This is a genomic window from Streptomyces sp. NPDC043680 (genome assembly GCF_056436685.1).
Window position 1 is genome coordinate 378,344 of the sequence record NZ_JBWKCE010000006.1, and the last position, 15,351, is coordinate 393,694.

Consider the following 15,351-nt stretch of genomic DNA (forward strand, 5'->3'; position numbering starts at 1 on the left):
GGAGCGCGTCTGATGGCCGTCAATCTGGTCAATGTCGAGGCAGTCAGCAAGGTGTACGGAACCCGTGCCCTGCTCGACGGCATCTCCCTCGGCGTGTCCGAGGGAGACCGGATCGGTGTCGTGGGCCGCAACGGCGACGGCAAGACCACCCTGATCCGCATGCTCGCCAAACTGGAGGAGCCCGACACCGGCCGGGTCACCCAGAGCGGCGGCCTGCGCATGGGCGTCCTCACCCAGCACGACTCCCTCGACCCCGCGGCGACCATCCGCCACGAGATGATCCGGGACATGGCCGACCACGAGTGGGCCGGCAACGCCAGGATCCGCGACATCCTGACCGGCCTCTTCGGCGGCCTCGACCTGCCCGGCTTCGCGCAGGGCCTCGACACCGTCATCGGCCCGCTCTCCGGCGGTGAACGCCGCCGCATCGCCCTCGCCCAGCTGCTCATCGCCGACCAGGACCTGCTCGTCCTCGACGAGCCCACCAACCACCTCGACGTCGAGGGCATCGCCTGGCTCGCCCGCCACCTGCAGGAGCGGCGCTCCGCGCTCGTGTGCGTCACCCACGACCGCTGGTTCCTCGACCAGGTCTGCACCCGCATGTGGGACGTCCAGCGCGGCTCCGTCTACGAGTACGAAGGCGGCTACAGCGACTACGTCTTCGCCCGCGCCGAACGCGAGCGGATCGCCGCCACCGAGGAGACCAAGCGGCAGAACCTGATGCGCAAGGAGCTGGCCTGGCTGCGCCGCGGCGCCCCCGCCCGCACCTCCAAGCCCCGCTACCGCATCGAGGCCGCCAACGAGCTCATCGCCGACGTGCCGCCGCCGCGCGACAAGTCCGAGCTGATGCGCTTCGCCAACGCCCGCCTCGGCAAGACCGTGTTCGACCTGGAGAACGTCACCGTCCAGGCCGGCCCGAAGATCCTGCTCAAGCAGCTCACCTGGCACCTCGGCCCCGGCGACCGCGTCGGCCTGGTCGGCGTCAACGGCGCCGGCAAGACTTCCCTGCTGCGCGCGCTGGCCGAGGCCGCCCGCACCCAGGGCGACGTACAGCCCGTCGCGGGCACCGTCACCGTCGGCAAGACCGTCAAGCTCGCCTACCTCTCCCAGGAGGTCGGCGAACTCGACCCGTCCCTGCGCGTCCTGGAGGCCGTGCAGCGCGTACGCGACCGGGTCGACCTCGGCAAGGGCCGCGAGATGACCGCCGGTCAGCTGTGCGAGCAGTTCGGCTTCACCAAGGAGAAGCAGTGGACGCCCGTCGGCGACCTCTCCGGCGGTGAGCGCCGCCGCCTGCAGATCCTGCGGCTGCTGATGGACGAGCCCAACGTCCTGTTCCTCGACGAGCCCACCAACGACCTCGACATCGAGACCCTCACCCAGCTGGAGGACCTCCTCGACGGCTGGCCCGGCTCGATGATCGTGATCTCCCACGACCGGTTCTTCATCGAGCGCACCACCGACACGGTGATGGCCCTGCTCGGCGACGCCACGCTGCGGATGCTGCCGCGCGGGCTCGACGAGTACCTGGAGCGCCGCCGGAAGATGATCGAGGCGGCCGCCCCGGCACCGGCCCCCGCCGCCCCCAAGTCGACGGCCTCCGGGGACTCCCGCCTCGCGAAGAAGGAACTGGCGAAGATCGAGCGGCAGCTCAACAAGATGTCGGACCGCGAGAGCAATCTGCACGCCCAGATCGCCGAGCACGCCACCGACTTCGACAAGGTCGCCAAGCTCGACGCGGAGCTGCGCGAACTGATCTCGGAGCGGGACGAGTTGGAGATGCGCTGGCTGGAGCTGGCCGAGGAGGCGTAGCCCGCCGGCCGATAACAGCGTTGTCACGGGCCGGTCCTCCCTTGGGAACAGGGGCAGGACCGGCCCGATGTATGTACGGCGTCAGTGATAAAAAGGTGATCCTCCACGATCACCCGACGCCGAAGGTATGCGCTGATGACCGAGCCGCCCCAGCCGCCGAACCAGCCGCCCCCGCCGTCCGGTTACGGTCACCTGCCCGGCCCGCCGCAGTCCGCGCCCGGCTACGGCCACCCGCCACAGGGCGAGAACCCGTACGCCCAGCAGCCCCCCACCCAGCCCATGCACCAGCCCGCTTGGGGGCCCCAGCCGGCCACACAGCCGGCGGGCTACGGCTATCCGCCGCCCGGGGCCCCGCAGGGCCAGGGCATGCCGCCGAAGAAGCGGATGACCGTCATCATCGCCGCGGCCGTCGCCGGCGTGCTCGTCCTCGGCGCGGGCGCGTACGCCGCCTTCGTCGGCGGCGACGACAAGGACCCGAAGAAGCCCGTGGCGCAGAGTCCGGGCCCCGACGACAAGCCGTCCACCTCCGCCGACACCGGCGACGGCAGCGGCAACGGCTCCAAGGACGACGAGGACCTCAACGCCGGCCGCAAGCAGGGCGAGGACAAGGTCCTGTGGCTGAAGACCGCCAAGGTCGACGGACCCGGCCTGGGCGTGGACTCCGAAGGCCAGTGGGTCGTCGGCGACACCGTCGTCAAGAGCGTCTGGAAGAACCTCACCGCCTACGGCTCCACCGACGGCAAGGAGAAGTGGACGCTCGCCTTCCCCACGCCGATCTGCGCCGTCACCCGCCAGACCACCGCCGAAGCCAAGACCGTCGTCATGTTCAAGGACGGCGAAGGCGACAGCGCCAGCTGCAACCAGATGCGGCAGGTCGACCTCAAGTCCGGCAAGGAGGGCTGGACGAAGGAGGTGCCCAAGGAGGGCCTCTTCGACATCATGACCAGCCCCAGCCTCGGCATCACCGGCGACACCGTCGCCGTCAGCCGCAGCGGCACGGCCAGCGCCTTCAAGGTCAGCACCGGCGACAAGCTGTTCGGCAGCGCCACGGCCGAGGGCTGCAAGCCCGACTCCTACGTCGCCCACAGCGGCAAGATGATCGCCATCTCCACCTGCTACGACGACGACATGACCGCCGAGGTCTCCGACGCCGACCCGGTCACCGGCAAGAAGACCTGGACCTACCGGCTCCCCGCCAAGTACAAGGTCACCGCCGTCTACTCGCTGGACCCGCTCGTCCTCGACGTCGGGAACGAGGACAAGAAGGAACGCTCCATCGTGGTCCTCGGACCCGACGGCAAGCAGCGCACCACCGTCAGCGGCGAAGGCAGCTTCGCCACCAACTGCAGCGGCGGCCTCTTCCGGTCCGTCGAGGTCTGCTCCACCACCGCCGTCGACGCGAACACCCTCTACCTGCCGACCGTCGCGGAGCCCGGCAAGGCCAACGAGATCGTCGCCTTCGACCTCGGCACCGGCAAGGTCAAGTGGCGCACCCCCGCCGGGGACAAGCGCACCCTCACCCCGCTGGGCGCCGCGAACGGGCAGCTGATCGCCTACCGCCACGCCGAGCAGGACCAGGGCGGCGAGGTCGTCTCGATCCCCGCCGCCGGCGGGCAGCCCACCGCGCTGCTGCGCAACCCGTCGGGCGCCGCCGCGCCGATCGAGAGCTCCTTCTACGCCCCGAAGGTCGACTACGTGGGCGGCCGGCTGTACATCTCCGCCTCCCGCCTGCTCGCCAAGGGCAAGGACGAGAAGCTCCTGATGGTCTTCGGCAAGTGAACGCGTCCACCGAGCCGCCCACCGAGAGGCTTAGCAACCCATGAGTACCCCGCCGCCCCCGCCCCCGCCCCAGCCGCCCGCCGGCGGCTTCGGAGCACCGCAGGACCCTCCCCCGGCCAACGCCGGGGGGACCCCCGCGCCCGGCGGTTTCGGCGCGCCGCCGCCGGTGCCGCCCGTACCGCCGGGGCCCCCGCAGCCGCCGGCCGAGCCGCCGACCGTACCGGCCGCGCCGCCCGCGGGCCCGCCCGGGCAGCCGGCGTACGGATACCCCCAGCAGGGCTACGCCTACCCGCCCCAGCAGCAGGCGCCGACGTACGTCCCCCAGCCCGCCGCACCCGGGGGCCCCACGGGCGGCGGCAACGACAAGCGCACCCAGCTGATGATCGTCGGCGCGGCCCTCCTGGCCATCGTCCTGATCATCGCCGGCGGGTTCTGGTACGTCTCCGGCGACGACGGCGGCGGCACCCGGCCCAGCGCCAACGGTGGCGGCACCGGCGGCGACAAGCCGGCCGGCGGCACGCCCGGGTCGGAGAAGGTCCCCTCCAACCCCAAGTCGAAGCCGCTGTTCAACCAGCCCAACCCGACGCCGGAAGACGTCGTCGGCGTCGCGGGCTCCTGGCTCACCGACACCACCTACATCAAGTCCGACGTGGCCAAGGTCGTCGGCTACAACGTGGTCGACGGCGGCAAGAAGTGGGAGCTGCCGTTCCCCGGCGAGCTCTGCGGCGCCACCAAGCACATCAGCGACAACAAGACGGCGGTGCTCTTCCGCCCGACCCAGGCCACGCCCGAGAACAAGTACCCGGCGTGCACCGAGGTCGGCGTCATCGACCTGAACACCGGCAAGCTCGTCTGGTCCGGCAACGCCAAGGGCGCCACCACCGGCGACAAGCCCGCCGCCTACTACGAGGTCACCCTCAGCGGCCAGACCGTCGCCGCGGGCGGCACCAGCGGCGGCGCCGCCTGGAACCTCGCCGACGGCAAGCCCCTGTGGACGCCCAAGGTCGACGGCGAAGGCTGCTACGACATGGGCTACGCGGGCGGCGAGGCCCTCGGGGTGATCCGCAAGTGCGGCCGCGGCAGCGCCCAGACCCTGTACGCGCAGAGCCTGGACCCGGCCACCGGAGCCCCCACCGCCTCCTACAAGCTCTCGCCCGGCATCGAGTGGGCCTCCCTCGTCTCCACCAAGCCCCTGATCGTCGCCGCGGACGTCGGCAAGACGGCGAAGAACGCCACGGGCGTCAGCGACCTGTTCGTCGTCGACGCCAAGGGCGAACTGAAGACGCGCATCTCGCTCGCCTCCGGCAACTTCGCCGGCAAGTGCGGGGCCACCGAGGTCGAGAAGTGCAGCGGCTTCGTCGTCGGCAACGGCAAGGTCTACCTGCCCTCGTACGAGCACCAGGGCCAGGCCGCCGCCGGCCGCACCAACGAGATCCTCTCCTTCGACCTGGAGACCGGCAAGCAGACCACCGACCGCGCCGACGCCGGCGAGCGGTACACCATGTTCCCGCTCCGCATGGACGGGTCGAACATCATCGCGTACAAGGAGCCCCCGTACGACAAGGGCGGCCAGGTCGTCAGCATCGACGGCGCGACGATGAAGGAGACCCTGCTGATGGAGAACCCGGCGGACAAGGCGAGCCAGCGCGCCGAGACCGCCTTCTCCCCCGAGTACTCCGAGTACCGCTACCACAACGGCAAGCTCTTCATCTCCCGTACGACGGCCCGCAAGCCGTACTCGTCCACGGGCGACCCGGAGTACCTGTTCGTCTCCTTCACCGCAAGCTGATCCCCGGCCGCTCACGCGGTCAGCCGCGCAGTCACCCCGAGCCCCCGGAAGGTCCGCCTTCCGGGGGCTTCTGCGCGGTATCCGCCGCGCACCGTCGAACAAGCGTGTAGCTTGCCGGGGCAGAAGGGTCGGGGGTGGGTGCCCAATGGGCGTACGGGTCGTGGTGGTCGACGAGCACCGGCTGCTGGCCGAGGCGCTGGCCTCTGCCCTGAAACTGCGCGGGCACCGGGTGCTCGCGGCGGCCGCACCGGCCGCGGGCTCCGCCGAGCTGGTCATCAGCCGGTCCCCGGAGGTGTGCCTGCTCGGCACCGCCACGCCCGCCGAGCCGGGCGTCTTCGAACCGGTGGTCCGCATCAAGCGGGAGCGCCCGCAGATCGCCGTCGTCGTCCTGGGACCGGTGCCCAGCCCGCGCGGGATCGCGGCCGCCTTCGCCGCGGGGGCGTCCGGCTACGTACGCCACGACGAGCGGATCGAAGGGGTGGAGCGGGCGCTGGCCAAGGCCCGGGCGGGGGAAGTCGCCGTCTCCCCGCAGTTGCTCCAGGGGGCCTTCGCCGAACTGCTGAACCCCGCCGTCCAGCCCGACGACGAGGGCAGCCGGCTGCTGCGGCTGCTCACCCCCCGCGAGGTGGAGGTCCTGCTGCGGGTCGCCGAGGGCGAGGACACCCGGCTCATCGCCGCGGGCATGGAGATCGCCCCGAGCACGGCCCGTACGCACGTCCAGCGGGTGCTGATGAAGCTGGGGGTCGGCTCACGGCTGGAGGCGGCCGCCTTGGCCGCCCGGACCGGTCTGCTGGACCGGGTGGTCCTGCCGCGGGCTGCCTCCGCGCCGGAGTGAGACGCCCGCCGATTTCCCCGGAGGGCCGGAATCCGGTAAGCCAGTGACCGGCACGTGCACGTACGGCGCGTGCGATCCCCCTCGGAGAGGTAGTAGGCGAGTGAGTGAGACGGCGTCTTCCAAGTACATGGTCACCGGCGGCGCCGGATACGTCGGCAGCGTCGTGGCGGCCCACCTCCTGGAGGCCGGGCACGAGGTCACCGTCCTCGACGACCTGTCCACCGGCTTCCGCGCGAGCGTCCCCGCCGGCGCCGCCTTCATCGAAGGCCGCATCCAGGACGCCGAGAAGTACCTCGACTCCTCCTACGACGGCGTCCTGCACTTCGCGGCCTCCTCGCAGGTCGGCGAGTCCGTCGTTAACCCGGGCAAGTACTGGGACAACAACGTGGGCGGCACCCTCGCCCTGCTGGCCGCGATGCGCTCCGCCGGCGTGCGCACCCTCGTCTTCTCCTCCACCGCCGCCACCTACGGCGAGCCCACCGAGGGCCTGCTCACCGAGGACTCGGTCACCAAGCCCACCAACCCCTACGGCGCCTCGAAGCTGGCCGTCGACCACATGATCGCCGGGGAGTGCGCGGCGCACGGGGTGGCGGCGGTGTCGCTGCGCTACTTCAACGTGGCGGGGGCGTACGGGGAGTTCGGCGAGCGCCACGACCCCGAGACCCACCTGATCCCGCTGGTGCTCCAGGTCGCCCTGGGCCGGCGCGAGTCGATCTCGGTGTTCGGCGAGGACTACCCGACCGCGGACGGCACGTGCGTACGCGACTACATCCACGTCGCCGACCTCGCGCAGGCCCACCTGGCCGCGCTGCGGGCCGCCACCGCGGGCGAGCACCTGATCTGCAACCTCGGCAACGGCAACGGCTTCTCGGTCCGCGAGGTCATCGAGACCGTCCGCAAGGTCACCGGCAAGGAGATCCCGGAGGTCGTCGCCCCGCGCCGGGCCGGCGACCCCGCGGTCCTCGTGGCCTCCGCGCGCCGGGCGCACGAGAGGCTCGGCTGGACGCCGACCCGCGCGGACCTCACCGGCATCATCACGGACGCCTGGAACTTCACCCGCGCCCACTGTTCCTGACCCCCCGCGCCGCACCCGCTCACCGCGCCCCCCGCACCGCACCGGTGCGGGGGGCGCGGTGCGTACGGGCAACCGGCAGGGCGTGCGGCCCGTACGGGCGCTGTGCCCGGGGCGTGCGCAGGGCGGTCGGCGCCGCGGGCGGGCGCCGTGCGCGGGCGCCCGGCGCGCACACGCCGGGTGAACCGGCCCCCGCGCACCTGCCCGTGGCACGCTCCGGGGCCCGGCCCGTTTACGGGCCACCCCTCGGACATCGAATTCAGGCCACCGCCGCGCCCGTTCGGGAGGTTCGAGCCGGAAAATCGCGGGGAAAACTTCTGCTATTCGGCCAACCGCGAGGGGAGACCCGCTCTACGCTGATGCGTGACACCGGTGGGGGCCGGTGATGTTTCAGGGGTCGAGACACGCCGGGTACGGCGTCCGGTCCGGGGTAGTGCAGAGGTGTCCCGGCGGCGGCCGCGGCAGCTGCGGATCACCCGGTCCGTGCGCCGTACCCGCAGTCGTCCGTCCGTTCCCCGACCCTTGGGGGTTTTGTGGTTCGTATCCGGGTTCTCGTGGTCGACGATCACCGCATCTTCGCCGAATCGCTCGCCGCCGCGCTCGCGGCCGAGCCCGACGTGGACGTGTCCGCGGCCGGCAGCGGCCCCGCCGCGCTGCGCTGTCTCGAACGGGCGGTGGCGGAGGGCCGCCGCTTCGACGTCCTGCTGGTCGATTCCGATCTCGGCGCCGCGGCCGGTGCGGTGCCCGCGCAGCGCGAGTCGGGCTCCGGCCCGCTGCCGCCGGGCGCGCCCGGCGCGCCCGGTCCGGACGGGATCGCGCTGGTCGCAGGGGTGCGGGCCTCCCACCCGGGGGTGCGCACCGTGGTGCTGGCCGAGCGCGACGATCCGCGCCGGGCGGCGCTCGCCCTGCAGGCGGGTGCCTCCGGCTGGGTGGCGAAGGACTGCTCGCTCTCGCGGCTGCTCGCCGTCATCCGGGGGGTGTTGCGCGAGGAGACCCACCTGCCGCCCGCGCTGCTGACCGGCGTGCTGCGCGAGCTGACGGCCGCGCGCAAGCACCGCAGTGACAGCGAGCGGCTCGTGGAGTCCCTCACGCCGCGCGAACACGAGGTGCTGCGCTGCATGGTGGCGGGGCTGGGCCGCAAGGACGTGGCCGCGCGGCTGTTCCTGTCCCCGCACACCGTCCGCACGCACATGCAGAACGTGCTGGGCAAGCTGGGGGTGCACTCCACGCTCGCGGCGGTGGCGCTGGCCCGGCGGGCCGGGGTGCGGCCGGCGGAGCTAGCCGGGGATGTTGTCGAACGGAGCGGTCAACTGGCGTAGCAGTCCGGCGAGATCGCCGCGCTCGGCCCGTGAGAGCTGGGCCAGGATCGCCCGTTCCTGGGCCAGCAGGCCGGCGAGCGCCTCGTCGGCGCGGTCGCGGCCCTCGGGCGTCAGGCGGACGAGGACGCCCCGCCGGTCGTTGGGATCGGGCAGCCGCTCGACGAGGCCCTTCTTGGCGAGCCGGTCGATGCGGTTGGTCATGGTGCCGGAGGTGACGAGGGTCTGGGTCAGCAACTGGCCGGGGGAGAGCTGGTAGGGCGCGCCGGCGCGCCGCAGGGAGGTCAGGACGTCGAACTCCCAGGGCTCCAGGCCGTGCTCGGAGAAGGCGAGCCTGCGGGCCCGGTCGAGGTGCCGGGCCAGCCTGCTGACGCGGCTCAGTACTTCGAGCGGTTCCACGTCGAGGTCAGGGCGCTCCCGCCGCCATGCCGCGACCAATCGGTCGACCTCGTCCTCCATGCCGATCAGTGTAAGGGGTCTGTCGATGTGAAGTCTCTTCAAAGCAAGAATCTCGACGATGGATATCTCGAAAACGTGAATCTTGACATCAAGATATATTTTGGCTGACGATGGGCATGGAGGGGGCCGGAACGGCTTCCGCTTCCGCCCGCCCCGCCAGCAGGGAGGCTCGAACATGCATTCCGATATCGCGTCGGCCCGGATCCCCACCGTTACCACCCACGCCGCGCCCACCTGGGACCCCCAGCAGTACCTCCGGCACGCCGGACACCGAACCCGCCCCTTCCTCGATCTCCTGAGCCGGATACCCGAGCTCCCCGCCCTCCCCCGGAACTCGTCCGGGGAGACCCCCGCCGCCCGCATCGCCGACCTCGGCTGCGGCCCCGGCAACGTCACCGCCCTCCTCGCCGACCGCTGGCCCCAGGCCCGCATCACCGGATTCGACCTCTCCCCGGACATGCTGCTGCGCGCCACCGAGGAGCACGCCGGACCCACCCCCGGCGGCGGCAGCATCGACTTCCGCCACGCCGACATCGCCGGCTGGCTCCCCGAGGAGCCCTACGACCTCATCGTCTCCAACGCCGCCCTCCAATGGGTCCCCAGCCATCCCGGCTCCTTCGCCGCCTGGATCAACGGACTGCGCCCCGGCGGCACTTTTGCCTTCCAGATCCCCGGCAACTTCACCGCCCCCAGCCACGCCCTCCTCGCCGAACTCTGCGACACCCCGCGCTGGCGGGGCCGCCTGGCCGGCCACGGCGCCCGTTACATCCACATCCTCGAACCTGCCGAATACCTCGCCCGCCTCACCGAGCTGGGCTGCGCCGCCGACACGTGGGAGACGACCTACTACCAGATGCTGTCCGGCCCCGACCCCGTACTCGACTGGGTCAAGGGCACCGCCATGCGGCCCGTCCTGACCGCCCTCGGCGACGACAAGGACGCCGCCGACGCCTTCGTCGCCGAGTACCGCGACCTGCTGCGCACCGCCTACCCGCCCGGCCCGCGCGGCACCGTCTTCCCCTTCCGGCGCATCTTCGCCGTCGCCCGCAAGGAGCCCTGAGCATGCTGACCGCAGTCGACCACGTCCAACTCGCGGCGCCACCCGGCTCGGAGGACCGCCTGCGCGCCTACTACACGCACGTCCTCGGCATGACCGAGATCCCCAAGCCGCCCGTCCTCGCCGCCCGCGGCGGCTGCTGGTTCGCCGCCGGGCCCGTGCAGCTGCACCTGGGCGTCGAGGAGGACTTCCGGCCCGCCTGCAAAGCCCACCCGGGCCTGCGCGTGACCGGCATCGAGGCATACGCGAGCAGGCTGGAACAGCGCGGCGCCAAGGTCGTCTGGGACGACGACCTGCCGGGCCACCGCCGCTTCTACTCCGAGGACCCCGTGGGCAACCGGCTTGAGTTCCTGGAGCCGCACAGCCCGCAGCCGCACCCGGCGTGACGGCCGCGCGACGGCGCCCCGCCACCGCAACCGCGGTGACGGGGCGCCCTCGCACACCGGGCCCGCACGGGCCTCAGCTCTTGCGGTGGCCCACCAGCCGAGGCTTCGCCTCCAGCCCGTCCAGCCCGTGCCAGGCCAGGTTCACCAGATGCGCCGCAACCTCCGCCTTCTTCGGCCGGCGCACATCCAGCCACCACTGGCCCGTCAGCGCCACCATCCCCACCAGCGCCTGCGCATACAGCGGCGCCAGCTTCGGATCGAACCCCCGCGCCTTGAACTCCAGCCCCAGGATGTCCTCGACCTGCGTGGCGATATCGCTGATCAGCGAGGCGAACGTACCCGTCGACTGCGCCACCGGGGAATCCCGCACGAGGATCCGGAAACCGTCCGTGTACGACTCGATGTAGTCCAGCAGCGCGAACGCCGCCTGCTCCAGCAGCTCCCGCGGGTGCCCGGCCGTCAGCGCGCCCGTCACCCCGTCCAGCAGCTGGCGCATCTCCCGGTCCACGACCACCGCGTACAGGCCCTCCTTGCCGCCGAAGTGCTCGTACACCACCGGCTTGGACACCCCGGCCTTCGCCGCGATCTCCTCCACCGAGGTGCCCTCGAAACCCTTCTCCGCGAACAGGGCCCGACCGATGTCCAGCAGTTGCTGACGGCGCTCCGCTCCCGTCATCCGGACCCTGCGGCCGCGCCGGGGCTTGTCGCTGCTGGAAGTACTGCCGTCGATCGCCACGCCCTCCATCATGCCGCGTTCGACGCGTTTTCCCTGCGCCGGGCGTCGACCCGGGACTGCGAGGGCCAGCGCACGTCCGTCGCCCAGCCCGCCAGCTCGAACCAGCGGATCAGCCGGGCGCTGGAGTCGACCTGGCCGCGCAGCACGCCGTGGCGGGCCGACGTCGGGTCCGCGTGGTGCAGGTTGTGCCAGGACTCACCGCACGACAGCACCGCCAGCCACCACACGTTGCCCGAACGGTCCCGCGACTTGAACGGCCGCTTGCCCACCGCATGACAGATCGAATTGATCGACCACGTCACATGGTGCAGCAGCGCCACCCGCACCAGCGAACCCCAGAAGAACGCCGTGAACGCCCCCCACCACGACATCGTCACCAGACCGCCCACCAGCGGCGGGATCGCCAGCGACAGGATCGTCCAGTAGACGAAGTCACGCGAGATCCGCCGGATCGCCGGATCCTTGATCAGATCGGGGGCGTACTTCTGCTGGTCGGTCTGCTCCTCGTCGAACAGCCACCCGATGTGCGCCCACCACAGGCCCTTCATCAGCGCCGGCACGCTCTCCCCGAACCGCCACGGCGAATGCGGATCACCCTCGTGGTCGGAGAACTTGTGGTGCTTGCGGTGGTCCGCCACCCAGCGCACCAGCGGCCCCTCCACCGCCATCGACCCCATCACGGCCAACACGATCCGCAGCGGCCGCTTCGCCTTGAAGGACCCGTGCGTGAAATAGCGGTGGAAGCCGATGGTGACCCCGTGGCAGGCCAGGTAGTACATGAACACCATCAGGCCGAGGTCCAGCCAGCTCACCCCCCAGCCCCACGCCAGCGGAACCGCCGCCAGCAGCGCCAGGAAGGGAACGGTGATGAACAGCAGCAGAGCAATCTGCTCGACGGACCGCTTGCTCTCGCCGCCGCGCGTCGCGGACGGCACGGACGATTCGGAGGCCGCCGAAGCGTCCTCGACAAGATCCGGACTGAGGGTCATGGCATGTCCCCTGGGGGTGAGGAATCGGGGGTCAAGGAAGCGGGATGCAAGGAACGGGTCGTGAGACGGCCGGCCCCAGCCTACGGAGCCGTAACCTACGGCAACGTAAGTATGGCGCAGCCGTGCAGCGCGGCAAGAGGAGCACGCCCGGGGCCACCCGCCCCGCCGCGCCCCACCACCTCCCACTACGCCTACCCCAAGCCTCCCGTTACACCCCGCGTCCCGCCTGCCGGGACGCCTACCTGGACATCAGCACCGGCCACCTATCCTGGTGACGTCGGACAGCGTGGTCCGCAGCGGTAACCGGGCGTGTCCCGGTGCCACCTCCCAGTAGCGCTCGAACACTGCAAGGAGCCGCACCTGTGAGCAGTGCTGACCAGGCCCCCTCCACCACCCCCACGGCAGTCGCCGCCGCCAACGCAGAGCTGCGCGCGGACATCCGCCGCCTCGGCGACCTCCTCGGCGAAACCCTCGTACGCCAAGAAGGCCAAGAGCTCCTCGACCTCGTCGAACGCGTGCGCGCCCTCACCCGCACCGACGGCGAAGCCGCCGCCGCCCTGCTCGGCGAAACCGACCTGGAGACCGCCGCCAAGCTCGTACGCGCCTTCTCCACCTACTTCCACCTCGCCAACGTCACCGAACAGGTCCACCGGGGCAAGGAACTGCGCGCCCACCGCGCCGCCGAAGGCGGCCTCCTGGCCCGCACCGCCGACATGCTCAAGGACGCCGACCCCGAGCACCTGCGCGAGACGGTCAAGAACCTCAACGTCCGCCCCGTCTTCACCGCCCACCCCACCGAAGCGGCCCGCCGCAGCGTCCTCAACAAGCTGCGCCGCATCGCCGCCCTCCTCGAAGAGCCCGTCTCCGGCGCCGGCGAACGCCGCCGCCACGACCTGCGCCTCGCCGAGAACATCGACCTCGTCTGGCAGACCGACGAACTGCGCGTCGTACGCCCCGAACCCACCGACGAGGCCCGCAACGCCATCTACTACCTCGACGAACTCCACGCCGGCGCCGTCGGAGACGTCCTCGAAGACCTCACCGCCGAACTCCAGCGCGTCGGCGTCGAACTCCCCGCCGGCACCCGCCCCCTCACCTTCGGCACCTGGATCGGCGGCGACCGCGACGGCAACCCCAACGTCACCCCCGACGTCACCCGCGACGTCCTGATCCTCCAGCACGAACACGGCATCACCGACGCCCTCGAACTCGTCGACTTCCTGCGCGGCCTCCTCTCCAACTCCATCCGCTACACCGGAGCCACCGAGGAACTCCTCTCCTCCCTCCAGGCCGACCTCGAACGCCTCCCCGAGATCAGCCCCCGCTACAAGCGGCTCAACGCCGAGGAGCCCTACCGCCTCAAGGCCACCTGCATCCGCCAGAAGCTCCTCAACACCCGCGAGCGACTCGCCAAGGGCACCCCCCACGAGGAAGGCCGCGACTACCTCGGCACCGCCGAGCTCCTCGCCGACCTCACCCTCATCCAGACCTCCCTGCGCGAACACCGCGGCGCCCTCTTCGCCGACGGCCGCATGGACCGCACCATCCGCACCCTGGCCGCCTTCGGCCTCCAGCTCGCCACCATGGACGTACGCGAACACGCCGACGCCCACCACCACGCCCTCGGCCAGCTCTTCGACCGCCTCGGCGAGGAATCCTGGCGCTACGCCGACATGCCCCGCGACTACCGCGGCAAGCTCCTCGCCAAGGAACTCCGCTCCCGGCGCCCCCTCGCCCCCACCCCGGCACCCCTCGACGCCGCCGGACAGAAGACCCTCGGCGTCTTCTTCGCGATCAAGGACGCCTTCGAGAAGTTCGGCCCCGAAGTCATCGAGTCCTACATCATCTCGATGTGCCAGGGCGCCGACGACGTCTTCGCCGCCGCCGTCCTCGCCCGCGAGGCCGGCCTCATCGACCTCCACGCCGGCTGGGCCAAGATCGGCATCGTCCCGCTCCTCGAAACCACCGACGAGCTGCGCGCCGCCGACGTCATCCTCGACCAGATGCTCGCCGACCCCTCCTACCGCCGCCTCGTCTCCCTGCGCGGCGACGTCCAGGAGGTCATGCTCGGCTACTCCGACTCCTCCAAGTTCGGCGGCATCACCACCAGCCAGTGGGAGATCCACCGCGCCCAGCGCCGCCTGCGCGACGTCGCCCACCGCTACGGCGTCCGCCTGCGCCTCTTCCACGGCCGCGGCGGCACCGTCGGCCGCGGCGGCGGCCCCTCGCACGACGCCATCCTCGCCCAGCCCTGGGGCACCCTCGAAGGCGAGATCAAGGTCACCGAACAGGGCGAGGTCATCTCCGACAAGTACCTCGTCCCCTCCCTCGCCCGCGAGAACCTCGAACTCACCGTCGCCGCCACCCTGCAGGCCTCCGCCCTGCACACCGCCCCCCGCCAGTCCCACGACGACCTCGCCCGCTGGGACGCGGCCATGGACACCGTCTCCGACGCCGCCCACGCCGCCTACCGCGCCCTCGTCGAAGACCCCGACCTGCCCGCCTACTTCTTCGCCGCCACCCCCGTCGACCAGCTCGCCGACCTCCACCTCGGCTCCCGGCCCTCCCGCCGCCCCGACTCCGGCGCCGGCCTCGACGGACTGCGCGCCATCCCCTGGGTCTTCGGCTGGACCCAGTCCCGCCAGATCGTCCCCGGCTGGTACGGCGTCGGCTCAGGCCTCAAGGCCCTGCGCGAAACCGGACAGGGCGACGTCCTCGCCGAAATGGGCGAACGCTGGCACTTCTTCCGCAACTTCCTGTCCAACGTCGAAATGACCCTGGCCAAGACCGACCTGCGGATCGCCCGCCACTACGTCGACACCCTCGTCCCCGACCACCTCAAGCACGTCTTCGCCCGCATCGAAGCCGAACACGAACTCACCGTCCGCGAGGTCCTGCGCATCACCGGCGGCGAAAAGCTCCTGGACTCCCACCCCGTCCTCCAGCAGACCTTCGCCGTCCGCGACGCCTACCTCGACCCCATCTCCTACCTCCAGGTCTCCCTCCTCGCCCGCCAGCGCGCCGCCGCCGCCCGAGGCGAAGACCCCGACCCGCTGCTCTCCCGCGCCCTGCTGCTCACCGTCAACGGCGTCGCCGCAGGCCTGCGCAACACCGGCTGACACCC

At 71.6% G+C, this 15,351-nt stretch carries 12 protein-coding genes; 9 read left to right on the forward strand and 3 right to left on the reverse strand.

The genetic code is table 11. The features are described from left to right. The first annotated feature begins 12 nt into the window (after window positions 1–12). The 6 genes from AC0666_RS16745 to AC0666_RS16770 all read left to right on the forward strand — a co-directional run bounded on the left by AC0666_RS16745 (window position 13) and on the right by AC0666_RS16770 (window position 8,603). On the forward strand, window positions 13–1,809 hold the full coding sequence (locus AC0666_RS16745; RefSeq protein WP_468581941.1) for an ABC-F family ATP-binding cassette domain-containing protein: 1,797 nt from the start codon (window positions 13–15) through the stop codon (window positions 1,807–1,809). 135 nt (window positions 1,810–1,944) lie between these two features. Beyond that, window positions 1,945–3,588 (forward strand): outer membrane protein assembly factor BamB family protein, encoded by a 1,644-nt coding sequence (locus tag AC0666_RS16750; RefSeq protein WP_478707812.1) that lies wholly within the window; start codon window positions 1,945–1,947, stop codon window positions 3,586–3,588. Between the two features lie 40 nt (window positions 3,589–3,628). Next, window positions 3,629–5,377: an outer membrane protein assembly factor BamB family protein gene (locus AC0666_RS16755; protein WP_478707813.1), complete on the forward strand. Its 1,749-nt coding sequence runs from the start codon at window positions 3,629–3,631 to the stop codon at window positions 5,375–5,377. 145 nt (window positions 5,378–5,522) lie between these two features. Beyond that, window positions 5,523–6,212, forward strand: coding sequence for a response regulator transcription factor (locus AC0666_RS16760; protein WP_468969787.1), 690 nt, complete (start codon window positions 5,523–5,525; stop codon window positions 6,210–6,212). A gap of 127 nt (window positions 6,213–6,339) precedes the next feature. Then, a complete protein-coding gene (galE, locus tag AC0666_RS16765) occupies window positions 6,340–7,287 on the forward strand; it encodes a UDP-glucose 4-epimerase GalE (RefSeq protein WP_361713157.1) in 948 nt (315 codons plus the stop codon). A 530-nt stretch (window positions 7,288–7,817) separates the two neighbouring features. Then, entirely contained in the window at window positions 7,818–8,603 is a 786-nt protein-coding gene (locus tag AC0666_RS16770) for a LuxR C-terminal-related transcriptional regulator (protein WP_468581946.1), read from the forward strand. Here the strand turns inward: AC0666_RS16770 and AC0666_RS16775 are convergent. Further along, window positions 8,562–9,059 carry a MarR family winged helix-turn-helix transcriptional regulator gene (locus tag AC0666_RS16775; protein WP_356853042.1) on the reverse strand — a complete coding sequence of 166 codons (498 nt, stop codon included), beginning with the start codon at window positions 9,057–9,059 and terminating at the stop codon, window positions 8,562–8,564. The two genes, AC0666_RS16770 and AC0666_RS16775, sit on opposite strands and share 42 nt — an antisense overlap. Window positions 9,060–9,234: 175 nt before the next feature. On the opposite strand from AC0666_RS16775, the gene AC0666_RS16780 reads away from it, so the two are divergent. Then, a complete protein-coding gene (locus AC0666_RS16780) occupies window positions 9,235–10,119 on the forward strand; it encodes a trans-aconitate 2-methyltransferase (RefSeq protein ID WP_468969783.1) in 885 nt (294 codons plus the stop codon). 2 nt (window positions 10,120–10,121) lie between these two features. Continuing rightward, window positions 10,122–10,502, forward strand: coding sequence for a VOC family protein (locus AC0666_RS16785; protein ID WP_468969780.1), 381 nt, complete (start codon window positions 10,122–10,124; stop codon window positions 10,500–10,502). A 73-nt stretch (window positions 10,503–10,575) separates the two neighbouring features. Here the strand turns inward: AC0666_RS16785 and AC0666_RS16790 are convergent, their stop codons facing one another. Together AC0666_RS16790 and AC0666_RS16795 are read right to left on the reverse strand one after the other, a co-directional pair. Then, window positions 10,576–11,250, reverse strand: coding sequence for a TetR/AcrR family transcriptional regulator (locus AC0666_RS16790; RefSeq protein WP_361726003.1), 675 nt, complete (start codon window positions 11,248–11,250; stop codon window positions 10,576–10,578). Continuing rightward, entirely contained in the window at window positions 11,247–12,227 is a 981-nt protein-coding gene (locus tag AC0666_RS16795; protein WP_468969777.1) for an acyl-CoA desaturase, read from the reverse strand. Before AC0666_RS16795 ends, AC0666_RS16790 begins: the two co-directional genes overlap by 4 nt. Before the next feature lie 362 nt (window positions 12,228–12,589). Between AC0666_RS16795 and ppc the strand changes: the two genes are divergently transcribed. Next, window positions 12,590–15,346, forward strand: coding sequence for a phosphoenolpyruvate carboxylase (ppc, locus tag AC0666_RS16800; protein WP_468581952.1), 2,757 nt, complete (start codon window positions 12,590–12,592; stop codon window positions 15,344–15,346). The last annotated feature ends 5 nt before the right edge of the window (window positions 15,347–15,351 follow it).